Source organism: Streptomyces sp. NPDC059897, from assembly GCF_042730865.1.
GTDB lineage: Bacteria > Actinomycetota > Actinomycetes > Streptomycetales > Streptomycetaceae > Streptomyces.
This window is the reverse complement of sequence record NZ_JBHWKQ010000071.1, coordinates 1-25,261: the sequence shown is the minus strand read 5'-3', so window position 1 is coordinate 25,261 and position 25,261 is coordinate 1. Positions and strand designations below refer to the sequence as shown.

The window sequence follows — 25,261 nt, the reverse complement described above, 5'->3', positions numbered from 1 at the left end:
GCTCTGGGACGAGACTCGCGGGGTACGGGGCAGAGCCCCGATCTTTTCCAGCCCCGCCGGCGTTTGAGGCGCGGGGTCCGGGGCGGAGCCCCGAGGCCGCCACCACGGGTGGCCGGGCCGAACGTCAGAGCCGAGGGTCGACCGGCTCCGACTCGAGGGCCAGTACCGCGAACACCGCCTCGTGCACCCGCCACAACGGCTCCCCGTCCGCGAGCCGGTCCAGGGCCTCCAGGCCCAACCCGTACTCCCGGATCGCCAACGACCGCTTGTGCCCGAGAAACCGCTGCCGCAGCTTCACCAGATTCTCCGGCCGCGTGTACTCCGGCCCGTACACGATCCGGAGGTACTCGCGCCCACGGCACTTCACCCCCGGCTGCACGAGCCGCCCCTTCGCGTCCCGCACCAGCGCCCCGACCGGCTTGACGACCATGCCCTCGCCGCCCCGCCCGGTCATCTCCAGCCACCAGTCGACCCCGGCCCGCACGGACGCCTCGTCCCCCGTGTCGACGTACAGCCTCCGTGTCGTCCGGAGCAGCCCGGTCGTGTCGTGCGCGACGACCCGGTCGATGAGCGCGAGCTGCTCGTCGTGCGGCAGCGCGGCGAGCGAGCGCCCCCGGGTGGCCAGGATCTGGAACGGCGCGAGCCGCACCCCGTCGAGCCCGTCGGTGCTCCAGCAGTAGCGCCGGTACGCGTCCGTGAACGCCGCCGCGTCGGCCGCCCGGCCGCGCTGCCGCTCCAGCAGCCCGCCCACGTCGACGCCCCGGCCGGCCGCCGCCTCCAGCGCCCCGAGCGCGCTCGGGAACGCGGCGCCGGACGCCGCGCCCACCGCCGCGTACTGCGCGCGCAGCAGCCCGGACGCCTTCAGCGACCACGGCAGCAACTCGGCGTCGAAGAGCACCCAGTCGGTGTCCAGCTCCTCCCACAGCCCGGCGGCGGTGACGGCGTCCCGCACCCGCCCGAGGACCGCCTCGGTGGTCGCCGCGTCGTCGAAGAACGGCCGCCCGGTGCGCGTGCACACCGAACCGGTGACCGGTTCGCCGCCCTCGTCGCACACGCCGAACCGCTCCCGCGCCGCCTCCGCGTCCCGGCACACCAGCACCACGGCCCGCGAACCCATGTGCTTCTCCTCGCACACGACCCGCTCCACACCGTCGGCCGCGTACTGGGCGAAGGCCTCCTCCGGGTGCTCCAGGTACCCGTCCCGCGACGACGTGGCGGTCGGCGCCATCGTCGGCGGCAGGTACGGCACCAGCCGCGGGTCGACCGCGAACCGGCTCATGACCTCCAGGGCCGCCGCCGCGTTCTCCTCGCGCACGGTGACCCGGCCCGTGTGCCGCGTCTCCACGCTCCGCCGGCCGTGCACATCGGCGAGGTCCAGCGGCCGCCCCTCGTGCCCGCCCGGCGCCTCGGTGACCAGCGGCCTGGCCGGCTCGTACCAGACCTGCTCGGCCGGTACGTCGACCAGCTCACGCTCCGGCCAGCGCAGCGCGGTGAGCTTCCCGCCGAACACGGCGCCGGTGTCGAGGCAGATGGTGTTGTTGAGCCATGTGGCGGTCGGCACCGGGGTGTGGCCGTAGACCACGGCCGCCTTGCCGCGATAGTCCTCCGCCCACGGGTAGCGCACGGGCAGCCCGAACTCGTCGGTCTCGCCGGTCGTGTCCCCGTACAGCGCGTGCGAGCGGACCCGCCCGGACGTGCGGCCGTGGTACCGCTCGGGCAGCCCGGCGTGGCACACGACGAGCTTTCCGCCGTCGAGGACGTAGTGGCTGACCAGCCCGTCGACGAACGCGCGCACCTCGGCGCGGAACTCCTCGCTCTCCCCGCCCAGCTGCTCGACCGTCTCGGCGAGGCCGTGCGTGTGCCGCACATTGCGGCCCTTCAGCCAACGGCCCAGCTTGTTCTCGTGGTTACCGGGCACGCACAGCGCCGTGCCGGCCCGCACCATGCCCATGACGCGGCGCAGCACGCCGGGCGTGTCGGGCCCGCGGTCGACGAGGTCGCCGACGAAGACGGCGGTCCGCCCTTCGGGGTGCTCCCCGTCCACGTAGCCCAACTTGCCGAGCAGCGTGTCGAGTTCGCTCGCGCAGCCGTGGATGTCGCCGATGATGTCGAACGGTCCGGTGAGGTGCGTCAGATCGTTGAACCGCTTCTCGCGTACGACGCTCGCGCCCTCGACCTGCGCGGCGCCGCGCAGGACGTGCACCTTGCGGAAGCCCTCGCGCTCCAAGTGCTTGACCGAGCGCCGCAGTTCACGGGTGTGCCGGGTGATGACGCGGCGCGGCATGTCGGCACGGTCGGTGCGCTCGGCGTTCCGCGAGGCGCACACGTCCTCCGGCACGTCGAGCACGATGGCGATGGGCAGCACGTCGTACTTCCGCGCCAGCTCGACGAGCTGGCGGCGCGACTCCTGCTGCACGTTGGTCGCGTCGACCACGGTCAGGCGGCCGGCCGCGAGCCGCTTGCCCGCGATGTAGTGCAGCACGTCGAAGGCGTCGCCGCTCGCGCCCTGGTCGTTCTCGTCGTCGGCCACCAGGCCGCGGCAGAAGTCGCTGGAGATCACCTCGGTCGGCCCGAAGTGGGCGCGCGCGAACGTGGACTTGCCCGAACCGGACGCCCCGATCAGCACGACGAGCGAGAGATCGGTGACGGGCAGCACGCGCCCTTCGGTGGTGTCGGTGGTACCTGTGGTGCTCGCGGTGCTCATGCGGCTGTCGCCCCCTTCTCGTTCTCGTTCCTCGTGGCGGACTCGGCCGCCGTCTCGGTGGTCGTCCCGGTCGGCGTCTCGCTCGCCGTGAACACCGCCATCTGCGTCGGCGGCCCCACCTCCGGGTCGTCCTCCCCCACCGGCACGTACCGCACCGCGTATCCGTGCCGCGCCGCGACCCGCTCCGCCCACGCGCGGAACTCGGCCCGCGTCCACTCGAACCGGTGGTCGCCGTGCCGGACGTGCCCGGCGGGCAGCGTCTCCCAGCGGACGTTGTACTCGACGTTCGGCGTGGTCACGACGACCGTACGGGGCCGCGCCGAACCGAACACCGCGTACTCCAGCGCGGGCAGCCGCGGCAGGTCGAGGTGCTCGATGACCTCGCTGAGCACCGCGGCGTCGTACCCCTTGAGCCGCTTGTCGGTGTACGCGAGCGAGCCCTGCGTCAGCCGCACCCGAGCGGACTGCCGCTCCCCCATCTGCTCCAGCCTGAGCCGCCGGGAGGCGACGGTGAGCGCCCGCACGGACACATCCACACCCACGATCTCGGTGAACCGCACGTCCTTGAGCAGCTCGCCCACCAACTGGCCCTGCCCGCAGCCCAGATCGAGCACCCGGGCGGCGCCGGCCTCCCGCAGCGCGTCGAGGATCGCCTCCCTGCGCCGCACCGCCAGCGGCACCGGCCGCTCCTCGGTGTCGCTCTCCTCGTCCACGGCGTTGTCGATCTCCTCGACGTCCGTGTCGTCGGCGTCCGCGAGCCGGGCCAGCTCCAAGCGCTCCATGGCCTGCCGGGTCAGCGACCAGCGCCGCGACAGATACCGGCCGACGATCAGCTTCTGCTCCGGGTGCCCGGCCAGCCAGCCGTCCCCCGCGCGCAGCAGCTTGTCGACCTCGTCGGCCGAGACCCAGTAGTGCTTGGCGTCGTCGAGCACCGGCAGCAGCACGTACAGGTGCCGCAGCGCGTGCGCGAGCCGCAACTCGCCCTCCAGGACCAGCCGCACGTACCGCGAGTCGCCCCACTCCGGGAACTCCTCGTCCAGCGGTACCGCCGTCGCCTCGACCGCCCACCCCAGCGGCTCGAACAGCTGCCGTACGAGGTCGGGGCCGCCGCGCGCGGGCAGCGCCGGCACCTCGACGCGCAACGGCAGCGCCTGCTCCGCGCGCTCCGGACGGGCCCTGCACACACCGCGCAGCGCGCTGGAGAAGACGTTGCTCAACGCGACGGCGAGCAGCGACGACGCGGCGTACGGCCGGTCGTTCACGTACTGCGCGAGCGCCGCGTCGGGCGCGCCGCCCCGGCCCTTGCCCTTGCCCCGCCGGGCCAGCGCCACGGGGTCGACCTCCAGCAACAGCGCGGCCGTGCACCGCTCATCGCCCGCCTCGGGGTAGAAGACGTGCGCGGTGCCGTGCGCCGTGCTGAAGGACTGGGCGTTCGCCGGATGCTTGTGCAGCAGAAAGCCCAGGTCGGTGGCCGGATTCGCGGCATTGCCGGTGGTCGAGATCGTCAGAAGCACACGGCCGAGTATGGCTCCCGCCCCGCGCTCCCCACCATGGGTTTTCGCCCGCCCGACGGCGCCCGCATCATCGAAGCGCGCGCCCCTGACCTGCATGATGGGTACATGGATCTTCGCGTATTCACCGAACCGCAGCAGGGCGCGACCTACGAGACGCTGCTCCGCGTCGCCAAGGCCGCCGAGGACTTGAACTACGGAGCCTTCTTCCGCTCGGACCACTACCTCCACATGGGATCCGTCGACGGCCTTCCGGGCCCCACGGACGCCTGGACGACGCTCGCCGGGCTCGCCCGCGAGACGAGCCGCATCCGGCTCGGCACGCTGATGACCGCCGGCACCTTCCGGCTCCCCGGCGTGCTCGCCATCCAGGTCGCGCAGGTCGACCAGATGTCCGGCGGCCGCGTCGAACTGGGGCTCGGCTCCGGCTGGTACGAGGAGGAGCACTCGGCGTACGGCATCCCGTTCCCGAAGGAGAAGTTCGGGCGCCTCGAGGAGCAGCTCGCCATCGTGACGGGCCTGTGGGAGACGCCGGTCGGACAGCGCTTCAACTACGACGGAACCTTCTACCAGTTGAAGGACTCCCCCGCCCTGCCCAAGCCCACCCAGCCGCGCGTCCCGATCCTCGTCGGCGGCCACGGCGCCAAGAAGACCCCGGCGCTCGCCGCCCGGTTCGCCACCGAGTTCAACATCCCCTTCGCCTCGATCGCCGACACGGAGCTGCAGTTCAAGCGCGTGAAGGCCGCGGCAGGTGAGCACGGCCGCGCCCAGGACGCGCTCACCTACTCCAACGCCCTCATCGCCTGCGTCGGCCGCACCGACGCCGAGGTCAAGCGCCGCGCCGACGCCATCGGCCGCGACGTCGACGAGCTCAAGGCCAACGGCCTCGCCGGCTCCCCCGCCGAGGTCGTCGAACGCCTCGCCGCCTACCAAGCCGTGGGTTCCCAACGGATGTACCTCCAGATGCTCGACCTCGACGATCTGGACCACCTGGACCTGATCGCGTCCGAGGTGGCACCGCAGCTCAGCTGAGCCACGGCGGCGCGGGCCCCCTCGGCCCCATCTCCACGGTCGGGTGAAATCGCGTCAACCCGGTGCGTGGTGGCGGGGGTGTGCAGTGACCCGGCCCCGGTCGTGATCGTTGACTCGAGCGGAGCCGGACCGCCCGGCACCCGCGCCGGCGGTCGCTGCCGGGCGTCACGATTGCGTCAACTCCCCTCCCCTGACGGAGGGCGAGGGCCGAGGAGGCCGCCATGTCCCAGGAAGCCGCGCCCGATGGGGCCGTGCACGACACGTCCGCGCCGGAGCAGGAAGGCGCACCCAAGGGCCTGCTGCAACAGATGGAAGAGCTGATGGCCGCGCTCAACGCCGACCTCACGCAGCTCGACGCCGACCTCCAGCAGCCGCCCAGGACTTCGCCGCCGACCGGTGAGGACAGCTGACCGGGACGCCCACCGCGTCAGGCGCCCGCGGCGCCGCCCGGGGTCGGCTCCGGAGCCCGGCCCCTTCTTCCGGGCCCCGGGCCATGCGCGCGCCGGCCCGGCTCCGCGCCCGCCGGTCTCACGCCGCCGAGTCCGAGTCCGGCTCCGGCACGTGCTCCCGGTCGGCGAGGGGCAGCGCACGGCCGCCCTCCGGGAGCCGCCGCAGTATCTCGAGGATTCTGTCCCGCGATTCGTCCGCCGCGTCGATCGCTTCCATGCACTGCCAGTAGGCCCCCTCCTCGAACGACTCGCTCGCCACCGCGACGAGCGCGATGCCCACGTCGCCGAGCAGCGCCCCGAGGTCCGTCAACGCCTGGTGCACATCGCCCAGTTCGGTCAGCTGGGCCGCCCGTATTCCCCCCGCTCCCACGACCGGTGTCGCCGATCCGCCGCTGCCGCGCGCCCCCGCTTCGCTCAGCCCCAGCGCCTCGCCCCGTAATTCCGGTGGCCCCTGCATCGCGAGGCGGCTCCCCATCGCCTGCGCCAAGGCCTGTGCCTGCCATGCCTCCCTCATGATGTCCCGCGGGTCCTGGCTCTGCGCCAGGGCCCGTCGGCCGACCCCGATGAGCCGTACCGCATCCATCGCGTCCCCGTCCGTCTCCCGCCCGAACTCCTTCGTCCACTACCCAGAGTGAAGGTATGAGCGGCGAAAAGCCAGGGGAAGCCCGAAATCTGTGGACACACGGCCGGATGTGGATAAGTCGATGACTCCGGAGAGTGACATTCGGTGTTCTGGCGGGCAGTTGGCGGAGCCGGTGCCTCCGCCAACAGCCCCGGCTCCACCCGGCTCCACCCGGCTCCACCCGGCTCTACTCGGCCCTACCCGGCTCTGCCCGGCCCCTCGCCCCGCGCCGGGAACCGCCGCTCGTTGCGGTCGATCTTCGCGGACAGCGCGGCCAGCGCGTCGACGCCCAGGACCTCGCAGAGTTGCAGGAGATACGCGAGGACGTCGGCGATCTCGTCCTCGACCCGGTGGGCCGAGTCCGGGTCCTCCATCACGCGGGCCGACTGTTCGGGCGTCAACCACTGGAAGATCTCGACCAGTTCGGACGCCTCGACGCTCAGCGCGGCGGCCAGGTTCTTCGGCGTGTGGAAGGGCTGCCAGTCGCGGGCGACCGCGAAGCGGGCCAGGCGCGCTTGCAGGGCCGCCACATCGAGTGGCCGGTCTTGCGCGTGGTCGCCCGAGCGGCGGGGTTCTTCGTGTTCCTCGTTCATCGCCCCAGGTCTACCATCGCCGCCCCCTGCGCCCGCGCTCCCCGCTCCGCCTCGGAGCCCTCGCCCACGGCGGCGACGAGCCGGATGTGCCCGCGGGCGCACATCCGGGCGGCCAGCGCCGTGAGTTCGGCGCACTGGGTGCGGTCGAGGCCCCGGTCGAAGCCGTCCGCGAGGACCGTCAGGCTCTGGTACGCCTCCGGCACCTCGGCCGCCGCGTCGACGGCGAGCACCCGGGGCCCGGTGAGCAGCACGAGCGCAAGCGCCAGGTACCTCAACTCACCGTCGGCGAGCCGCTCGACGGGGCTGGTCACCCCGCCGCCCCGGTCGACGACGGCACGCACGGCCCCGTTGGGCGCGGCCACGGCACGTACATCCGCCACCGGCCCCACGAGCCCCGCGCGGGCCGCCGCGACGAACAGCGCGTGCCGGGTGGCGCATTCGGCTCCGGTGCGGCGCAGTACGGCGGCGAGGTTGCCGCAGCCGCCGTGCAGGCGGTCGGCCGCCGCGGGGGCCGGGACGCGCATCCGCGCGGGGTCGGGGTCGCAGGCGAAGGTGGAGCGCAGTCCGACGACGACCTGTTCCGCCGCGGCGAGAACCTTGCGCTGCCCCGCGGTGCGGCCGGCGACGCGCAGGGGAAGCATCGCGGTGCCGAGCAGGTCGTCGGGGAGCGGTCCGCGGGTCACGGGCACGGATCCCGCGGTGTGCCAGGCGGCCTGGACGTCACGCCGGCCGGGGTCGCGCAGGGCGGTCTCCAGGTACGTGATGTCGGGACCGGTCAGCCGTTCGCCGACGACGCGGAGTTCGGGTTCCACCTGGACGGCCAGGTCGAGCCGTACGGGTCCGGCCGGGCCCTCGACGGTGCAGCCGATGTGGAATCCGCGGCGCCGTTGGGCGTCGGGCCGGGCGCGCTCGGGAACGTAGGCGCGGGGGTCGGGGAACACGTCCGCGAGGTGTGCACCGCCGCCGAGTCCCGCGAGCGCCGCGAAGGCGTGCAGCAGGCTGGTCTTGCCGCTGCCGCTGGGGCCCGACACGGCGGTGAACGGGCCGAGGGGGACGGTGGTGCCGCGGTGGCGGGCGTAGGCGGCGAGCCTGAGCCGGGTCACGCGCGGACGGTCGGGGGACGCGCCGGGGGTCGGGGTCGAGCCCCGGCGGAGCACGGTCATGGGACGAACGTAGGCGGGTCGGCGGCGCAGAACCGTTTGCGCGGTACGCCCTTCCTACGATCGGGGGACTATGCCTCCCGGGCTTGCCCCGACGTCCGCCGATCCGTGCTCAGGAGACGGCGCCCTGCACCAGCCCTTGGACCTCGGTGCCGGGAGGGGCCAGCAGGAAGACATTGCGGTCGACGCGGTGCATGCCGCAGCCGAGGCCCATGACGACGCCACTGCTGAAGTCCAGGACCCGCTTGGCCACTTCGGTCTCGGCACCGGTCAGGTCGAGCAGCACCGGGATGCCGGACATGACGGTCTCGGCGACCTCGCGCGCGTCGCCGAAGACGTTGACGCGCAGGACCACGAAGCGGCGCCGCGGTTCGGTCTCCGCGTCGGGCATCGCCCGGTGGTCGACGGCTGACGGCCACTCGTTGCGGCTGCGCAGCGGCACGACCTGGGCGAGCCCTTCCCACTGTTCGTCGGTGACGTCGTGGCTGTTCAGTTCCCCCACCCCGTTTGGGCTCGCACTTGTGTCTGCACCGCCCAATTCTTACGTCATGTAACCCGTTCGGCCCAACACCGACACGGTGCGGAGTCCGTGCGTCCGGTCACACCTGGCCGCTCGAACGCGCCAGCCAGCGCCCCGCATGCCGTGTGACCTCGATGGGACGCCCGAAGCAGGACGTCATCAGGTCCTTCGTCAGCACGTCGCCGACGGCGCCGTCGGCGAGGACGCGGCCCTCGCGCAGCAGGAGGGCGTGACTGATGGCCGGGGAGAGCTCTTCCAGGTGGTGGGTGACGGTGACGGTCGCCAACTCGGGCCGCCCGGCGGCGAGTTGCCGCATCGTGTCGATGAGGTCCTCCCGAGAGGGCAGATCAAGCGCGTTGAACGGCTCGTCGAGCAGGAGCAGCGCCGGGTCGGCCATGAGGGCGCGGGCGATGAGGAGGCGGGCGCGCTGGCCGCCGGAGCACACCCCGTAGGGGCGGTCGGCGAGTTCCTTGATCTGGAGTTCGGCGAGCAGCGCGTGGGCCCGCTCGCGCACCTCGTCGTCGTACGACTTCCACAGCGGCTGGACGGTGCCGCTGTGGCCGGTGAGGACGACGGTGTGGCCGGGCAGATCCTGCGGGACGCGCTGCGAGGTGGAGACGTGGCCGATGAGGGCACGCAGCTCGCGGACGTCGACCCGGCCGAGCCGGTGACCGAGGACCTCGACGGTGCCGGTGGTGGGGTGGTTCGTGGCGCCGACGAGCCGCAGGATGCTGGTCTTGCCCGCGCCGTTCGGCCCGAGCAACGCCCAGTGCTCACCGGACCGCACGGTCCAGTCGATGCCGTCGAGAATGACCTGGCCGGTGGTGTAGCGGCGCAGGCTCACACCGTCGAGAGCGGCCACGGTACGGCCCTCGCCCCGATCCCCGTCCATCGTCCCGCTCATGGCGCCTCCAGTCTCGTCGCACGACGGACGGAGAGTAGCTGTAAACGCCATTTATCCGGGCGGGCGTCCGAGTCGTGGACGGGTGCGGGGCCGCCGAGCGGCTTGGACGCCGCTGCGGAGTTTACAAAACGTTCAGTAAACAATGCGACCCACAGCCCCCGGGAATCCCCGGAACCCATTGACGCCCGACGCAATTACCGCCACCGTCTTGGCGACAAGCATTCCGCTCATTCCCGAGAGCTGGGACACCATGAAAAGAATCAAACACGGCGTCGCCTTCGTGGCGGCGTCCGCAGCCATCGCTGCGGGCCTCTTCGCCTGGCCCGCGAGCGAATCCGCCCAGGCATTCCCGCCGAGCTCCAAGCAGACCGTGCTGAATTATTTACGGTCCGTTTCCGGGAATCACATCATTTCCGGCCAGCACAACAAGGAACCCGCCACCGCACCCGGCCAGTACACGCAGCAGGTCAAGGACATCACCGGCCAGTACCCCGGCCTGTGGGGCGGCGACCTGATGTTCAACGCCACCGATGCGGCGAACCGGCAGCGGGTGGTCGACCAGGCGAAGACGGAGTGGAAGAACGGGTCACTGGTCAGCCTGACCTGGCATGTCTGCCCGCCGACCGGGGGCAGCAGCTGTGCGTTCGAGGGCGGCGTGAAGTCGAACATCTCGGATGCGCAGTTCTCCCAGCTCGTCACCGACGGCAGCGCCCTGAACACGGCGTGGAAGAAACGGCTCGACGAAGTCGTGCCGTATCTCAAGCAGTTGAAGGACGCGGGAGTTCCCGCCCTCTTCCGTCCGCTCCACGAAATGAACGAGTCGTGGAACTGGTGGGGAAACCGGCCGGGCGCGAACGGCAGCGCGCGTCTCTATCAGATCACACGCGACTACCTGGCCAACACCAAGGGCCTGGACAATCTGATCTGGGTGTGGAACGTGCAGGACAATCCGGCGGGCGGCTGGAGCCGCTATTACCCCGGCAGCCAGTATGTCGATGTCGTGTCCCTCGACGCCTGGTACAAGAATTACCCGAGTTCCGCCGACTATCAGCAGATGCGGAGCATCGCCGGTACCAAGCCCATGGCCATCGCGGAAATGGGCAAGATGCCGAACGCCGCGCTGCTCTCGAGCCAGCCCCAGTGGGCCTGGTTCATGCTGTGGTCCGAGCAGCTGCGCGGGAACAACACCAACGCCGAGATCCAGTCGACGTACTTCCACCCCCGCGTCCTGAACCAGGGCGAGCTCACGCTCTGATCCCCGACACCGGACCCGTGCCCCGCGGCGGCGCGCAACTGCCGCGGGGCACGAGCACGGGCGGCGCGACCGGCTCAGACGAAGGGTTGCGGCGGTGGACGACATCGAAGAGGCGGCGGGTGACATCGGCGCCGAAGGCGAAGATGTCGTGGCTCATGGCGGACAGCCCCGGGTGCGTGAGCCGGCACAGCTGGGAGTCGTCCCAGGCGATGAGGCTGACGTCGTCCGGGACGCTCAGGCCCAGTTCGGCGGCCGCCGCGAGACCCGCGACGGCCATGATGTCGTTGTCGTAGACGATCGCCGTGGGCGGCCGCGCGGAGGAGAGCAGCCCGCGGGTGGCGCGGGCTCCCTGCTCGCCGGAGAAGTCGGTGGTGACACTGCGGGCCGCTTCGAGGCCGAGGTCGGCGACAGCCCGGTTCAGCGCGGAGGTGCGCAGGATGGTGTGGCCGAGCGCCGGGTGGCCCCCGACCCGGGCGATCCGCCGGTGCCCGAGCGCGGCGAGATGCCGCACCGCCTCGCGCACGGCGGTCTCGTCGTCCGTCCACACCGAGGTGTAGCCGCCGGTCAGGGACGGGTGGCCGACCGCGACGGCCGGGAGTCCGATCGCGGGGAGCGCCGTGATCCGCGGGTCGTCGTGCTGGAGGTCGACCAGGATGGATCCGGCGATCCGGCGGGAACGCCACCAGTGCCGGTGCACGGCGATCTCCCGGGCGGTGTCGCGCACCAGGTGGAGGAGGAGCGAGCAGCCGTGCTCCTCCAGGACGGATTCGGCGCCGGAGATGAACTCCACGTAGAACGGCTCTAGTTGGAGCTGCCGTGCCGGGCGCGCGATGACGAGGCCGACGGTGTCCGCGGCGCCGGTCGCCGGGCCGGACAGCTCGCTCGGCGTCCGGTTCGGCGACCAGCCCAGTTCGCCGACCGCCGCCATGATGCGTGTCCGCGTGGCGTCGGAGACCCCGGGGCGGTTGTTGTACGCGAGGGAGACCGCGCCCCGCGACACCCCCGCGCGCGCCGCGACGTCGGTGATCGTGACGCGTCGTGCGGGACGGCCGGTCATTTCGTGGCACCGGCCGCGAAGCCGTTGTAGATGTAGCGCTGCAGGAAGAGGAAGACGAGCAGCGTCGGCAGGATCACGAGGATCGCGCCGGCGGAGATGCTCTCCCAGTGCGCGCCGAACGGCCCCTTGAAGCGGAACAGGGCCGTGGAGATCGTGCCGTGCTCCTCGGACGGCATGTAGAGGAACGGGATGTAGAAGTCGTTGTACGTCGTGATGCCCTTGACGATGACGACGGTGGCGATGGCCGGCTTGAGCAGCGGCAGGATGATCTTCCAGTAGATGGTGAAGGTGTTGGCGCCGTCGATCCTCGCGGCCTCGTCGAGTGAGGTCGGGATGGACCTGATGAACTGCAGGAAGATGTAGATCGAGACGATGTCCGTGCCCATGTAGAGCAGGATCGGCGCCCACCGTGAGTCGAACAGGCCGAAGCTGTTGACCACTTGGAAGGTGGCGACCTGCGTCGTCACCCCCGGCACGAGCGTGGCGAACAGGAAGAGCGCCATGACCGTCTTCTTCAGCCGGAACCGGAAGCGGTCGATCGCGTACGCCGTCATCGAGCCGATGAGGACGGTGCCGGTGATCGAGAACAGCAGGATGAACGCCGTGTTCCCGAACGCCGTGAGCATCTTGCCGTCGCGGAAGGCCGTGACGTAGTTGGAGAGGTTCAGCCAGTCGTCGGGCAGGCTGAACGCCCCGCCGTCCCGCGTGAGTTCGCCCGACGACTTCAGCGAGGTGAGGAACACGACGGCGAGCGGCACCAGGACCACGAGGGCGGCGACGACCAGCGACAGATACGTGAGTGCCGTGCCGACGCGCGGCCGCCTGCGGGCGGTGGCGGACCGGTCCGGTACAGGAAGCGCGGTCATACGAGGTCCACCTTCTCGTCGGGCACCAGGCGGCGCTGGATCCACGTGATCAGCAGGATGATCAGGAGCAGCACCACGGCGCAGGCCGACGCGAGCCCCGTCTTGTTGAACTGGAAGGCGAGCTTCACCGTCTGGATGACGAAGGTCGACGTCCCGGTCGCGCCGCCGGTCATGATGTACGGGATCTCGAAGACGGCGAGCGAGCCGGAGACCGCGAGGATGACGCTGAGGCCGATCACCGGCTTGATGCCCGGCGCGATGATGTGCCGGAACTGCTGCCAGCGGCTGGCTCCGTCGAGCTGCGCGGCTTCGTACAACTCCCCCGGGATCGACTGGATCGCGCCGAGGAACAGCACGAAGTTGAGGCCGGTGAACCGCCACACGGACACCCCGGCGAGCGAGGTGTTCGCCGACTCCGCGTCACCGAGCCACGCGTGGTCACCACCGACCCCGAACCACGACAGGACCGAGTCGAGGGTGCCGCCGTCCTGGAAGAAGTACAGGAAGACGAAGCCGATGGCGACGCCGTTGATCAGATACGGGAAGAACAGGATGCCCTTGAAGAGGTTGCGGAAGCGCAGGTCGAAGCTGAGCACCGTCGCGAAGTAGAGCGCGATCACGATCTGCACGGCGGACGCGGCCAGATAGTAGATGCTGACGAAGAACACCCTGAACAGCTCTGGCCGCGTGAAGAGTTGGGTGTAGTTGTCGACCCCGGTGAAGTTCCGGTCGGGGCTGACGCCGTCCCAGTCGGTGAAGCTGTAGTAGAGCATGTTGCCGACCGGCACGTACGTGAACGTGATCAACAACCCGAGCGGCACGAGCAGAAACAGCCAGGGGGTGACGCGGGTGAGCCAGTTCCGAGCCGCCTTATTGAGCCCCGCTCTGGGGCGAGAGCCGGCGGGGCCCGGGGCAGAGCCCCGCGACGTAGGCCCGGTCGGCGTCACGGTGGACTTCACATCGGAAGCCATGACTCACCCGCCCGCCGTGGCGGCGGCGTCGCCCCACCGCTCATCAAGCTCCGCGAAGTACCCCTCCAACGACCCCTTCTGTGCCCCCCGCGCGATGTCGACGAGCTTCTGCCGGTAGTCCGGCTTGCTGAACCCGATCTCCGCCGCGTTGTCGATGGTGTTGACCTGGGCGGTCCTGGCCTCCGAGCGCTCGATGTACTTGACATCGTTGTCCTCGAAGGGCTTCAGCGTGGCCGGCATCGGCGCGGAGCGCAGCGCGGAGACGGCGCCCTCCTTGGCCGCGTAACCGGACTTCTCGGTGAACCAGTCGATCCAGGCCCGGGCCGCGGCCTTGTGCTCGGAGTGGATGTTCACGGCCTGCTGGTAGTCGGAGAGCAGGGTGGCGCAGAACTGCCCGTCCTTCTGCACGGGGAACGGCATGAACCCGATGTCGTCCGGGTTCTCGCCCGCCTTCTTCGCGGCGTCCCGCATCTGAGTGACGGCCCAGGAGCCGAGCAGCATGCTCGATATCTTGCCCTTGGCCAGCAGGTTCTTGGAGTTCTCCCAGTTGGTGGTGGTCGGGTCCTGCTCCGCGTACTGGTCGTGGACGATGTCGTGGAGCAGCGTGTCGATGACGTTGAGGTCGCTGCCCTCGGCCCACGGCTTCTTGTCGTCGGCGAGCTTGTCGTTGGCGAGCGCGTCGCAGCTGACGGAGCCGATGGAGTTGGACCAGGGGCTGCTGAGCGGCCAGCCGTCCTTGAAGTTCGTGTAGTACGGCACCGAGTCCGTCTTCCCCTTGACCGCCTTGAGGTCGTCGAGCAACTCCTGTGGTGTGGTCGGCCACTTGGTGATGCCGGCCTTCTTCCACACGGCCTTGTTGTAGAGGAATCCGTTGACCGTGCCGAAGCTGGCGATGCCGTACGTCTTCCCCTTCACGTCCGTCTTGCCGGTGAAGCGGTACGTCTTCTTCAGGTCGGAGGTCTCGCCGAGCGGGGCGAAGAACTTCGGGTAGTCGTTCTTGGCGATGACGCCGGGGATCATCAGCACGTCACCGTAGTTCTCGGTGTTCATGCGGATCTTGACTTCGCCCTCGTAGTCGGTGATGCCCTCGAACTCGACCTTCACCTTGGGGTACGTCTTGTTGAACTCGGCGGCGTACTTCTTCATCGCGCCGCTCTGCACGAGATCGGTGCGGTGGGTCAGGACGGTGATGGTGCCCGACACGTCCTTGGGGTCGGTGGGTGCCTTCGCCTCCCCACCCGTGCCCGTGCTTCCTCCACTGCACCCCGCGACGGCCAGCATCGCGGTGGCGAGCAACGCGACGCCCAACGGCTTGCTCGGCTTCATCCTCATGTGCCCCACTCCTTCGAGGGTTTGACGGCTCAGGCCCAGCGGCTGACGGCACTATGGCAGCGAACCGTGAACCGGTAAAGCCCCTTGGTGCGATGAACCAGTAACTAGCCCTGAGGAAAGGGGACTAGACCGGTTCACACAACCGGAGTTAAGTTGGCGCGGATCGCGAACTCAGGCCTGCTGTACGCCCGATGGGAGCCGCACTATGAAGGACGCCGTCCAGCTCGGCGAGGACTGGAGCCTCGACCACGACGGGACCGGGCTCCCCGCCCGTGTCCCCGGCTGTGTCCACACCGACCTGCTGGCCGCGGGCCTGATCCCGGACCCGCTCCTCGGCACGAACGAGCAGGAGGTCGAGTGGGTGGGCCGGCGCTCCTGGACATACGTACGCCCCCTGGATGCGACTCAAGGGCCGCACGAGCGCGCCGACTTGGTCTTCGACGGCATCGACACGGCGGCCCGCATCTCCCTCGACGGGGAACCGCTGGCCAGTACCCGCAACATGCACCGTTCGTACCGCTTCGACGTCACCGGCCGCTCCGGCGAACTGCGGGTGGAGTTCGCCTCCGCCTACGAAGAGGCGGCTGCTGTGCGGGAGTTGACGGGAGAACGCCCCAACGTCTATCCCGCGCCGTCCCAGTACATCCGCAAGATGGCCTGCTCCTTCGGCTGGGACTGGGGCCCCACCGTGGTGACGGCGGGCCTGTGGCGCCCGGTCCGGATCGAGCGCTGGTCGACCGCACGCCTCGCGCGGGTGCGGCCGCTGGTGACGGTCGATGGCTCAACAGGGCGCGTCGAGTTGCGAGTTGAGGTCGAACGCACCGAGTGTGGCGCCGGTCGACCGCTGACCGCGCGGGCCTCGGTGGCAGGAGTGGAGACACAGGTGTCCGTTGAGGGCGACACGGCCGCCCTCGTCCTGGACGTTCCCGACGTACGCCTGTGGTGGCCGCGCGGGCACGGTGAACAACCGTTGTACGACGCCGAGTTGACGCTGCTCGACGGCACGGAGGAACTGGACACCTGGCAGCACCGCATCGGCTTCCGCACCGTCGAGATCGACCAGAGCGCCGACGACCACGGCACCGGCTTCACCTTCGTCGTCAACGGCGTCCGCATCTTCGTACGCGGCGTCAACTGGATCCCCGACGACGTGCTGCCCTCCCGCATCACCCCCGAGCGCTACCGCACCCGCCTCACCCAGGCCGCGGAGGCGAACGTCGATCTCGTCCGCATCTGGGGCGGCGGCATCTACGAGGACGACGCCTTCTACGACGCGTGCGACGAGCTGGGCCTCATGGTCTGGCAGGACTTCCCCTTCGCCTGCTCCGCCTACCCTGAGGAGCAGCCGCTGCGCGGCGAGGTGGAGGCCGAGGCCCGCGAGAACGTGGTGCGTTTGATGCCGCACCCCAGCCTCGTCCTGTGGAACGGCAACAACGAGAACCTGTGGGGCTTTCGCGAGTGGGGCTGGGAGGACGAGCTCGCCGGGGACTCCTGGGGCGAGGGCTACTACCTCGGTCTGCTGCCGCGCGTGGTCGCCGAGCTGGACCCGACACGTCCGTACACCGCCGGCAGCCCCTGGTCCGGCTCCTGGGACCACCACCCGAACGACGTCGACCACGGCACGTTCCACTCGTGGGAGGTGTGGAACCGGCTCGACTACACCGAGTACCTGTCCGAAGTCCCCCGCTTCGTCGCCGAGTTCGGCTGGCAGGCGCCGCCCGCCATGGCCACGCTGCGCCGCGCCCTGCCCGGCGAGCGGCTCGCGCCAGACTCCCCCGGCATGCTGCACCACCAGAAGGCGGAGGACGGGAACGGGAAGCTTCAGCGCGGCCTGGAGCGCCATTTCGCCCCACCCGAGGGCGACTTCGACCGCTGGCACTACCTGACCCAGGTCGTACAGGCCCGCGCCGTCGCCACCGGCATCGAGCACTGGCGTGCCAACTGGCCGCGCTGCGCGGGCACCGTCGTATGGCAGCTCAACGACTGCTGGCCGGTCAGCTCCTGGTCCGCGGTCGACGGCGACGGCCACCTCAAGCCGCTCCACCACGAGCTGCGACGGGTGTACGCGGACCGGCTCCTGACCCTGCGACCTGGCGACGGGGAGCCGGAGTTGGTGCTGTCCAACCTGGGCGCCACACCCTGGACCACCACCGTCACCCTGCGCCTGATGCGCACCGACGGAACCATGGCCGGGCAGACCCGGCTGCGGGCGACCGCGGGCGCACGTCAGGTGACGCGGATACAGGTGCCGCGCTCGGTGCTGCCCGCGGCGGGTTCGGCCAAGGAGTTCCTGGTGGCGGACGCGGACGGCTCGCGTGCGCTGCACTTCCCCGTACGGGACAAGGAGTTCGGCTACCCCGAGCCCGGCTTCACGGTCGTGACCGAGACCGTCGGCGGGGACCCGGATACAGTCGACGTCGTGGTGACCGCCCAGACCCTCGTACGCGACCTGCTGCTCCAGCCCGACCGTGTCGCCCCGCACGCGCGCGCCGACCGGGGCCTGGTCACGCTGCTGCCCGGCGAGCGGGCCCGGATCCGCCTCACCGGCGCACGCGGCGCGGGAGCCAACGCGATCCGCGCCGCCCTCTTCTGCGTGGAACCGGCGTGAGCGCCCCCATCCGCAACGTCACCATCAAGGACGTCGCGGCGGCCGCCGGGGTGTCCAAGGGTGCGGTGTCGATCGCGTTCAATCAGAAGCCGGGGCTCTCCGAGGCCACCCGTGAGCGGATCTTCGCCGCCGCTCGGGAGCTGGGCTGGGCGCCGAACTCCTCGGCGCGCAGCCTCTCCCGGCGCACCACGGACACGATCGGCCTCGCGCTGTGCCGCCCGGCGCGGCTGCTCGGCCTCGAACCGTTCTACATGGAGTTCATCTCCGGCATCGAGAGCGTCCTCGCCGAGCACTCCTGCTCGCTCCTGCTCCGCCTGGTCAGCAGCCTGGAGGAGGAGATCGCGCTCCAGCAGACGTGGTGGCGCGAGCGGCAGATCGGCGGCAGCGTGCTGGTCGACTTCCACCAGGACGACCCGCGCGTCGAACCGCTCACCCGGCTCGGACTCCCGGCCGTCGCGGTCGGCCACCCCGACCTCACGGGCGGCCTGCCCTCCGTGTGGACCGACGACGCCACCGCGATGACGGAGGCCGTGCACTATCTCGCGGCGCTCGGCCACCGCAGGATCGCCCGCGTCGGCGGCCCGGCCGACCTCGGGCACAGCGCGATCCGGGAGGAGGCGTTCCAGTCGACGCTGCACGGGCTCGGCCTGGACTCCAGCCTGCACCTCACCACCGGCTTCGCGGACGAGGAGGGGGCCCGCGCCACGCGCTCCCTCCTGCTGCGCCCCGACCGGCCGACCGCGATCGTCTACGACAACGACATCATGGCGGTGGCCGGGCTCGGGGTCGCCGCCGAGATGGGGGTGGCGGTCCCCGACGATCTCTCGCTGCTCGCCTGGGACGACTCCCAGCTCTGCCGCCTCACCCACCCCACGCTGTCCGCGATGAGCCACGACGTGCACAGCTTCGGGGCGCAGGTCACCCGCGTCCTCTTCGACATCATCGCGGGCAACCCGGCGAAACCGGGCCCGGTCCCGACGCCTTCGCTCACGCCGAGGGGGTCGACGGCGCCGCCGCGGGGGTGACGTCAGGTCCGGCGGGCGTACGAGGCGAGTCGCTCGGCGAACTCACCTACGAGCTCGCGGAGTTCGGCGGGCCCCTCGACCACGAACGGCCGGTCGAGCGAGGCGAGCACCGGGGGCAGCCAGTCGAGGCGCTGCACCCGCAGCTCGACGTGCCGCCCGCGCTCGGTGGCGGGCTCGGTCTCGTCCAGGACCGCGACGCTCGCGGGGAGCCGGGCCCGGATCTGCTCGACGGTGCCGTGGATCCGCAGGGTCACCTCGTACCGGTACGCGGCCGTGGCGAGCCCCGACAGCACGCGCTGCTCCGGATCGGGCCCCTCCGGCTCCTCGAACGTGCCGGGCAGCGAACGCGCGTCCGCGATCCGGTCGAGCCGCAGGGTCCGGTCCTCGCCGAGCCCGGCGTCCCGCCCGGCGACGTACCAGCGGTCGGCGTGGGCGACGATCCCGTACGGGTGCAGCGTGCGCTCGCTGCGCCGGCCCTCCCCGTCGACGTACCGGACCGAGACCGGGCGGCGGTGGCGCACCGCGTCGGCGACGGCGAGCAGCACCCCGGAGTCCGGGGCGGGAGGCTGCTCGCCGGGCGCGTCGGTGAAGGAGAGCGCGTCGAGGAGTGTGTCGAGGCGCCGGGCGAGCGGCCTCGGCAGCACCCGCCGGATCTTCGCCGCGGCGGTCTCGCCCGCCGTGCCGCCCGCCGCCGTGAGCCCCGCCCGCCGGCCGGCGATCAGGCCGAGCAGCACGGCCAGCGCCTCGTCGTCGCTCAGCATGAGCGGGGGCAGCCGGTGGCCGGGGCCGAGCCGGTACCCGCCGTAGCGGCCGCGCACCGACTCCACGGGGACGTCGAGGTCGACGAGGTGGTCGACGTACCGCCGCACGGTGCGTCCGTCGACGCCCAGCCGGTCGGCGAGTTCGGCGACGGTCCGGGTGCCGCCGGACTGCAGCAGCTCGAGGAGGGTGAGCACGCGGCCTGCGGGTCGGGACATGCTCGCAGGCTAACGCCGATACCGGACCGATTCTGTCCGCTATTGCTCCTAGCCTGCGAAGCACCCGACCCGCCCACAACTCAGGGAGACCTCATGGACTTCGTATCGATCCGCATCATCACGGCCGACGTCGCACGCCTCGTCGCGTTCTACGAACGGGCCACGGGCGTGACCGCGGCGTGGGCGACCGAGGACTTCGCCGAACTGCGGACACCGGGCGCCACGCTCGCGATCGCCAGTACCCGCACGGTCCCGCTGTTCGCCCCGGGCTCGGCCCGCCCGGCGGCCAACGACAGCGTGATCACCGAGTTCCTCGTCGAGGACGTGGACAGCGCCTATCGGGACCTGTCCGGCCACGTGACGGACTTCGTCAATGAGCCCACCACGATGCCTTGGGGCAACCGCTCCCTCCTGCTGCGCGACCCCGACGGCAACCTGGTCAACTTCTTCACGCCGGTCACTGCGGAGGCCGCGGCGAAGTTCGCGCGGTGACACCCTCGCGCACGCGCCCCCGGCGGGGCCGTGGGTCAGGCGTCCTTCTTCACCGGCTCCAGGATCGCCACGCACTCCACGTGATGTGTCATCGGGAACAGGTCGAACGCCCGCAGCGTCCGCACCCGGTACCCACCCTCCTGGAAGTACCCGATGTCGCGCGCGAGGGCGGCCGGGTCGCAGGCGACGTAGGCGATGCGGCGGGCGCCGAGCGTCGTGAGGTGGGTGACCGTCTTCTTGCCCGCGCCCGCGCGCGGCGGGTCCAGGACGATGAGGTCGACCTCGGAGATGCCGGTGCGCGGCAGGACCGCCTCGACCTTGCCCTGCTCGATGCGGACGCGGTCGAAGGACTCCAGGTTGTGCCGGGCGTCCTCGACGGCGCGCTTGCCGGACTCGATGCCGAGGACCGCGCCCTTGTCGCCGATCCGGTCCGCGAGCGCGCCCGCGAAGAGGCCGACGCCGCAGTACAGGTCGAGCGCCATGTCGCCCTTGCGCGGCAGCAGGCCCTGCATGACGGCGCGCATCAGCGTGTCCGCCGCCTTCGGGTGGACCTGCCAGAAGCCGCCGCTGCCGACACGGTAGGTGCGGTCGTCGGCGCGCTCGCGCACGAAGGGGCGGCCGTGGACGCGGTGCACGCCGCCGTCCTTCTCCTCGACGCGCATGACGGAGACCGGCTTGTCGAGCTCGACGATCGGCAGCCGGGCGCCGGGCTTCGGCGTGAGGATCACCTGCCGGTCCTGGGAGCCGCTCGCCGCGATCGCCTCGACCGAGTCCATGCCGGCCCAGTCGCGCTTCTCGATGCCCAGTTCGGACACGCCCGCCGCGGCGATCATGCAGTGCTCGATCGGCTCGACCTCGTGCGAGCGGTGGCGGCGCAGGCCCGCGTTGCCGTCCGCGTCGATCGCGTACTGGACGCGCGTGCGCCACTGCGGGACCTCGCCCGACGGGAGCTTGTCGCCCTCGGCCGGCATGACCGTGCCGTCCCAGCCGGCCTCCTCGGGGGTGAGGCCCGCGAGGCGCTGGAGCTGCTCGGCGATGACCTCGCCCTTGAGGCGGCGCTGCGCGCCGGGCTTCGCGTGCTGCCAGTCGCAGCCGCCGCAGCGGCCCGGACCGGAGTACGGGCAAGGCGCCTCGACGCGGTCCTTGGCGGCTTCGAGGACCTCGACGGCGTCGGCACGCAGGAAGCGCGCGCCCTCCTCGCCCTCGGTCACCCGCGCCACGACCCGCTCGCCGGGCAGCGTGTGCCGGACGAAGAGGACCTGGCCCTCGGCCGTGCGCGCGATGCAGTGACCGCCGTGCGCGACGGGGCCGACCTCGACCTCGTACTCCTCCCCCACCAGTGACTTCGTCGGTTCTGCCTGCATGGCGGGGCTCCAGTACGTAAGGGGAAGTCTTCGGCGTCGCGGCCACGGAAACGGAAGAGCGGCCGGACAACAGCCCACCAGTTTACGTGGCTGTCGCCCGGCCGCTCACCAGGGCACGGATCGGCCTACTTGGAGCTGGGCTCCTTCGGACGCTTCTCCACCGGACCGCGGCGCACCGCACCCGGCGCGTTCCACTCGGAGCGCCTGCGGGCCCGCTTCTTCGCGGCCTCGGAGGACTCCAGCTGGTACGGGACGGAGGTCACCATGATGCCGGGGGTGAAGAGCAGTCGGCCCTTCAGACGCAGCGCGCTCTGGTTGTGCAGCAGGTGCTCGTACCAGTGGCCGACCACGTACTCGGGGATGATCACGCTGACCGCGTCGCGCGGGGACTCCTTGCGGAGGTTCTTGACGTACTCGATGATCGGCCGGGTGATTTCCCGGTAGGGCGAATCAAGAACCTTGAGCGGTACGTCAATGCCTCGACGCTCCCACTCGTCCCTCAAGGTCTTCGTCTCCACTGGATCAACGTTGACGCTCAAGGCCTCAAGGGTGTCCGTGCGCATCAGCTTCGCGTACGCGAGGGCACGCAGCGTCGGACGGTGGATCTTCGACACCAGGACGATCGAATGCACGCGCGAGGGGCGCACGCTGTCGTCCGTCGGGGTCTCCGGGGCGGCGATCTCCTCGGCGACCCGGTCGTAGTGCCTGCGGATCACGGTCATCGTCACGAAGAAGATGCACATGCCGAGCAGGGCGACCCACGCGCCGTGCGTGAACTTCGTGAGGAGGACGACCACGAGGACGAGGCCGGTGAAGAACGCGCCGAAGGTGTTGATCGCGCGGGAGCGGATCATGCGGCGGCGCTTGGCCTGGTCGCGCTCGGCGGCGAGGTGCCGGTTCCAGTGCCGGACCATGCCGATCTGGCTGAGCGTGAACGACACGAAGACGCCCACGATGTACAGCTGGATCAGCCGGGTCGAGTCGGCCCCGTAGATGACGACCAGGAGGGCCGCGGCGCCGGCGAGCAGCACGATGCCGTTGGAGAACGCGAGGCGGTCGCCGCGGGTGTGCAGCTGGCGCGGCAGGTAGCGGTCCTGGGCGAGGATCGAGCCGAGCAGCGGGAAGCCGTTGTACGCCGTGTTGGCCGCGAGGAAGAGGACGAGGGCGGTGGCGGCCGCGAGGATCAGGAACATGAAGCTGCCGCCGCCGAACACGGCCTCGGCGACCTGCGAGATCACGGGGTCCTGGACGAAGCCGGAGCCGACCGCCGCGCCGTTGTGGATCAGGTCCTTGGCCGGGTTCTCGGCCATCCGCACGTCGGTGGCGAGGGCGAGCCCGATGATTCCGCAGAACATGGTGACGGCGAGAGCGCCCATCAGCGCGAGGGTGCTCGCCGCGTTCTTCGACTTGGGCTTGCGGAACGCCGGTACGCCGTTGGAGATCGCCTCGACGCCGGTGAGCGCCGCACATCCGGAGGAGAAGGCGCGCAGCAGCAGGAAGACGAGCGCGAAGCCCGCGAGGCCCTGGTGCTCGGCCTTGATGTGGAAGTCGGCGGTGGGGGCCTTCATGGAGTCGTCGAGGACGATCCCGCGGAACGCACCCCAGGCGATCATGATGAAGACGCCGACCACGAAGACGTACGTGGGAATCGCGAACAGCTTCCCCGACTCCTTCACACCGCGCAGGTTCATCACCGTGAGCAGCACGATGACGGCGACCGCGCACAGCACCTTGTGCTCGACCACGAAGGGGATCGCGGAGCCGAGGTTCTCGATGCCGGAGGAGATCGACACGGCCACGGTCAGGACGTAGTCGACGAGCAGCGCGCTCGCGACGGTCAGGCCCGCCTTCGGCCCGAGGTTGGTGTTCGCCACCTCGTAGTCGCCGCCACCGCTCGGGTAGGCGTGGACGTTCTGGCGGTAGGAGGCGACAACCGTGAACATCAGCACGACGACCGCGACCGCGATCCAGGGGCTGAAGTGATACGCCGACACGCCCGCGATGGACAGGACCAGCAACACCTCGCCTGGCGCGTACGCGACGGAGGACAGCGGGTCGGAGGCGAAAACGGGGAGAGCGATGCGCTTCGGCAGGAGCGTTTCGCCCAGCCGGTCACTGCGCAGAGCGCGCCCGATCAAGATCCGTTTGGGCACGTCGGTCAGTTTGGACACGGAGAGGATCGTAAGCGTTCGAACGGGGGGCCGCCCACCCACCACCCCCATTTGGCTTCGTGCTCTGCGCCACCCTTCGGCGATCTCGCCGCCGACGCGGAGGACGAGTTCCCCTGTAGAGCCGATACGGTGGTCCAGAGCGCGAGCCGCACAGCAGCCCGCATCGTGCCCGAGATTAAGCCGCACGGGCTTGACCGAGCCGCGAGAGAGAGACATGAGCAGGACGTTTACGCAGGTCAAAAGGCCTATGAGGAGTGCGGGGTAGGGCCGTGCATATCGTGATCATGGGCTGTGGCCGAGTAGGGTCCCAACTCGCCCAGACCCTGGAGCAGCAGGGCCACACGGTCGCCGTGGTCGATCAGGACCCGACGGCGTTCCGTCGCCTGGGTTCGGGTTTCGGCGGCCGTCGCGTCACCGGCGTCGGTTTCGACCAGGACACCCTGCGCGAAGCGGGGATCGAGGACGCCGGCGCCTTCGCCGCCGTCTCCAGCGGCGACAACTCGAACATCATCGCCGCGCGTGTGGCGCGCGAGATGTTCGGCATCGAGAACGTGGCGGCGCGCATCTACGACCCCCGCCGCGCGGAGGTCTACCAGCGCCTGGGCATCCCGACGGTCGCCACGGTCCGCTGGACCGCCGACCAGATGCTGCGGCGCCTCCTGCCGTCCGGCGCGGAGCCGCTGTGGCGCGATCCCACCGGTGGCGTACAGCTCGCCGAGGTGCACGCGTCGGAGTCCTGGATCGGCCAGAAGATCAGCCGCCTCCAGGAGGAGACGGGCGTGCGCGTCGCGTTCCTGACCCGGCTCGGCGAGGCGATCCTGCCGACGTCGCAGACGGTGCTGCAGGAGGGCGACCTCGTGCACGTGATGATGCGCACGAACGACGTCGAGAAGGTCGAGGCGGCGTTCGCCGAGGGCCCTGAGGAGGGCGGTCACTGATGAGGGTCGCCATTGCCGGAGCCGGGGCGGTCGGCCGCTCGATCGCGGGCGAGCTCCTGGAGAACGGTCACGAGGTGCTCCTCGTCGACAAGGCGCCGACGGCCATCTCGGTCGAGCGCGTGCCGCAGGCGGAGTGGCTGCTCGCCGACGCCTGCGAGATCACTTCCCTGGACGAGGCGGCGCTGCAGCGCTGCAACGTGGTCATCGCGGCCACCGGCGACGACAAGGTCAACCTGGTCGTCTCGCTGCTCGCGAAGACCGAGTACGGGGTCCCGCGGGTCGTCGCCCGCGTCAACAACCCGAAGAACGAGTGGCTGTTCAACGAGTCGTGGGGCGTGGACGTGGCCGTCTCGACGCCGCGCCTCATGTCGGCGCTCGTCGAAGAGGCGGTCAGCGTGGGCGATCTCGTCCGCCTGCTCCGCTTCAGCCACGGCGACGCGAACCTGGTGGAGCTGACGCTTCCGGAGGAGTCGGCCCTGGCCGGCACCCGGGTCGGCGACGTCCAGTGGCCGCAGGACACGTCCCTGGTGACGATCATCCGCGGCACCCGGGTGCTGGCCCCCAGCGCGGAGGACTCGCTCGAGGCGGGCGACGAGCTGCTGTTCGTCGCGGCGCAGGCGCGCGAGGAGCAGCTGGAGGACCTGCTGTCGGTGCGGCGCGAGGACGCGTAGCGCGTGGAACGAAGGCGGCGGCCCCGAGCATCTCGCTCG

22 protein-coding genes are annotated in these 25,261 nt (G+C 70.8%); 8 read left to right on the top strand and 14 right to left on the bottom strand.

Features of this window, described 5'->3' with window-relative positions:
* Positions 1-124: 124 nt before the first annotated feature.
* Positions 125-2,704 (bottom strand): polynucleotide kinase-phosphatase, encoded by a 2,580-nt coding sequence (locus ACFV9W_RS38300; RefSeq protein WP_385770592.1) that lies wholly within the window; start codon positions 2,702-2,704, stop codon positions 125-127.
* Entirely contained in the window at positions 2,701-4,218 is a 1,518-nt protein-coding gene (locus ACFV9W_RS38295) for a 3' terminal RNA ribose 2'-O-methyltransferase Hen1 (protein ID WP_385770590.1), read from the bottom strand. Before ACFV9W_RS38295 ends, ACFV9W_RS38300 begins: the two co-directional genes overlap by 4 nt.
* A gap of 105 nt (positions 4,219-4,323) precedes the next feature.
* Between ACFV9W_RS38295 and ACFV9W_RS38290 the strand changes: the two genes are divergently transcribed.
* Complete coding sequence (locus ACFV9W_RS38290) at positions 4,324-5,247, top strand: LLM class F420-dependent oxidoreductase (RefSeq protein WP_385770588.1); 924 nt, start codon at positions 4,324-4,326, stop codon at positions 5,245-5,247.
* 221 nt (positions 5,248-5,468) lie between these two features.
* Positions 5,469-5,657 carry a hypothetical protein gene (locus ACFV9W_RS38285; RefSeq protein WP_385770586.1) on the top strand — a complete coding sequence of 63 codons (189 nt, stop codon included), beginning with the start codon at positions 5,469-5,471 and terminating at the stop codon, positions 5,655-5,657.
* A 118-nt stretch (positions 5,658-5,775) separates the two neighbouring features.
* Here the strand turns inward: ACFV9W_RS38285 and ACFV9W_RS38280 are convergent, their stop codons facing one another.
* From ACFV9W_RS38280 to ACFV9W_RS38260, 5 genes are all read right to left on the bottom strand, one after another.
* Positions 5,776-6,279 (bottom strand): DUF6099 family protein, encoded by a 504-nt coding sequence (locus ACFV9W_RS38280; RefSeq protein WP_385770585.1) that lies wholly within the window; start codon positions 6,277-6,279, stop codon positions 5,776-5,778.
* A 236-nt stretch (positions 6,280-6,515) separates the two neighbouring features.
* Entirely contained in the window at positions 6,516-6,911 is a 396-nt protein-coding gene (locus ACFV9W_RS38275; RefSeq protein ID WP_385770583.1) for a nucleotide pyrophosphohydrolase, read from the bottom strand.
* The gene (locus ACFV9W_RS38270; protein WP_385770581.1) at positions 6,908-8,074 is read right to left on the bottom strand and encodes an ATP-binding protein; all 1,167 of its coding nucleotides are present in this window, start codon (positions 8,072-8,074) and stop codon (positions 6,908-6,910) included. The genes ACFV9W_RS38275 and ACFV9W_RS38270 overlap by 4 nt, the downstream gene beginning before the upstream one ends.
* Positions 8,075-8,183: 109 nt before the next feature.
* Positions 8,184-8,564, bottom strand: coding sequence for a cell division protein SepF (locus ACFV9W_RS38265; protein WP_385770598.1), 381 nt, complete (start codon positions 8,562-8,564; stop codon positions 8,184-8,186).
* A 106-nt stretch (positions 8,565-8,670) separates the two neighbouring features.
* Positions 8,671-9,483, bottom strand: a complete 813-nt coding sequence (locus ACFV9W_RS38260) for an ABC transporter ATP-binding protein (protein WP_385770596.1) — start codon at positions 9,481-9,483, stop codon at positions 8,671-8,673.
* A gap of 220 nt (positions 9,484-9,703) precedes the next feature.
* Between ACFV9W_RS38260 and ACFV9W_RS38255 the strand changes: the two genes are divergently transcribed.
* Entirely contained in the window at positions 9,704-10,750 is a 1,047-nt protein-coding gene (locus ACFV9W_RS38255; RefSeq protein WP_385770579.1) for a glycosyl hydrolase, read from the top strand.
* Here ACFV9W_RS38255 and ACFV9W_RS38250 read toward each other — a convergent pair.
* The 4 genes from ACFV9W_RS38250 to ACFV9W_RS38235 are packed head-to-tail and all read right to left on the bottom strand — an operon-like array spanning position 10,740 to position 14,970.
* The gene (locus tag ACFV9W_RS38250; RefSeq protein WP_385770577.1) at positions 10,740-11,807 is read right to left on the bottom strand and encodes a LacI family DNA-binding transcriptional regulator; all 1,068 of its coding nucleotides are present in this window, start codon (positions 11,805-11,807) and stop codon (positions 10,740-10,742) included. The two genes, ACFV9W_RS38255 and ACFV9W_RS38250, sit on opposite strands and share 11 nt — an antisense overlap.
* Positions 11,804-12,673, bottom strand: coding sequence for a carbohydrate ABC transporter permease (locus ACFV9W_RS38245; protein ID WP_385770575.1), 870 nt, complete (start codon positions 12,671-12,673; stop codon positions 11,804-11,806). The genes ACFV9W_RS38250 and ACFV9W_RS38245 overlap by 4 nt, the downstream gene beginning before the upstream one ends.
* A complete protein-coding gene (locus tag ACFV9W_RS38240; RefSeq protein WP_385770573.1) occupies positions 12,670-13,644 on the bottom strand; it encodes a carbohydrate ABC transporter permease in 975 nt (324 codons plus the stop codon). Before ACFV9W_RS38240 ends, ACFV9W_RS38245 begins: the two co-directional genes overlap by 4 nt.
* Before the next feature lie 3 nt (positions 13,645-13,647).
* Positions 13,648-14,970: an ABC transporter substrate-binding protein gene (locus ACFV9W_RS38235; protein WP_385770594.1), complete on the bottom strand. Its 1,323-nt coding sequence runs from the start codon at positions 14,968-14,970 to the stop codon at positions 13,648-13,650.
* Between the two features lie 211 nt (positions 14,971-15,181).
* Here ACFV9W_RS38235 and ACFV9W_RS38230 point away from each other — a divergent pair, with 211 nt between their 5' ends.
* Positions 15,182-17,584, top strand: coding sequence for a glycoside hydrolase family 2 protein (locus ACFV9W_RS38230; RefSeq protein WP_385770571.1), 2,403 nt, complete (start codon positions 15,182-15,184; stop codon positions 17,582-17,584).
* A complete protein-coding gene (locus tag ACFV9W_RS38225) occupies positions 17,581-18,609 on the top strand; it encodes a LacI family DNA-binding transcriptional regulator (protein WP_385770569.1) in 1,029 nt (342 codons plus the stop codon). Before ACFV9W_RS38230 ends, ACFV9W_RS38225 begins: the two co-directional genes overlap by 4 nt.
* 2 nt (positions 18,610-18,611) lie before the next feature.
* Here ACFV9W_RS38225 and ACFV9W_RS38220 read toward each other — a convergent pair whose 3' ends face one another.
* Positions 18,612-19,586 (bottom strand): helix-turn-helix transcriptional regulator, encoded by a 975-nt coding sequence (locus ACFV9W_RS38220; protein WP_385770567.1) that lies wholly within the window; start codon positions 19,584-19,586, stop codon positions 18,612-18,614.
* 93 nt (positions 19,587-19,679) lie between these two features.
* Here ACFV9W_RS38220 and ACFV9W_RS38215 point away from each other — a divergent pair, with 93 nt between their 5' ends.
* Positions 19,680-20,078 carry a VOC family protein gene (locus tag ACFV9W_RS38215; protein WP_385770565.1) on the top strand — a complete coding sequence of 133 codons (399 nt, stop codon included), beginning with the start codon at positions 19,680-19,682 and terminating at the stop codon, positions 20,076-20,078.
* 35 nt (positions 20,079-20,113) lie between these two features.
* On the opposite strand, the gene ACFV9W_RS38210 is transcribed toward ACFV9W_RS38215, so the two are convergent.
* Entirely contained in the window at positions 20,114-21,442 is a 1,329-nt protein-coding gene (locus tag ACFV9W_RS38210) for a class I SAM-dependent RNA methyltransferase (protein WP_385770563.1), read from the bottom strand.
* A 125-nt stretch (positions 21,443-21,567) separates the two neighbouring features.
* Positions 21,568-23,613: an APC family permease gene (locus tag ACFV9W_RS38205; RefSeq protein WP_385770561.1), complete on the bottom strand. Its 2,046-nt coding sequence runs from the start codon at positions 23,611-23,613 to the stop codon at positions 21,568-21,570.
* Positions 23,614-23,882: 269 nt separating this feature from the next.
* On the opposite strand from ACFV9W_RS38205, the gene ACFV9W_RS38200 reads away from it, so the two are divergent.
* Positions 23,883-24,551, top strand: coding sequence for a potassium channel family protein (locus ACFV9W_RS38200; RefSeq protein WP_385770559.1), 669 nt, complete (start codon positions 23,883-23,885; stop codon positions 24,549-24,551).
* Positions 24,551-25,222 (top strand): TrkA family potassium uptake protein, encoded by a 672-nt coding sequence (locus ACFV9W_RS38195; protein ID WP_266715002.1) that lies wholly within the window; start codon positions 24,551-24,553, stop codon positions 25,220-25,222. Before ACFV9W_RS38200 ends, ACFV9W_RS38195 begins: the two co-directional genes overlap by 1 nt.
* Positions 25,223-25,261 lie beyond the last annotated feature (39 nt).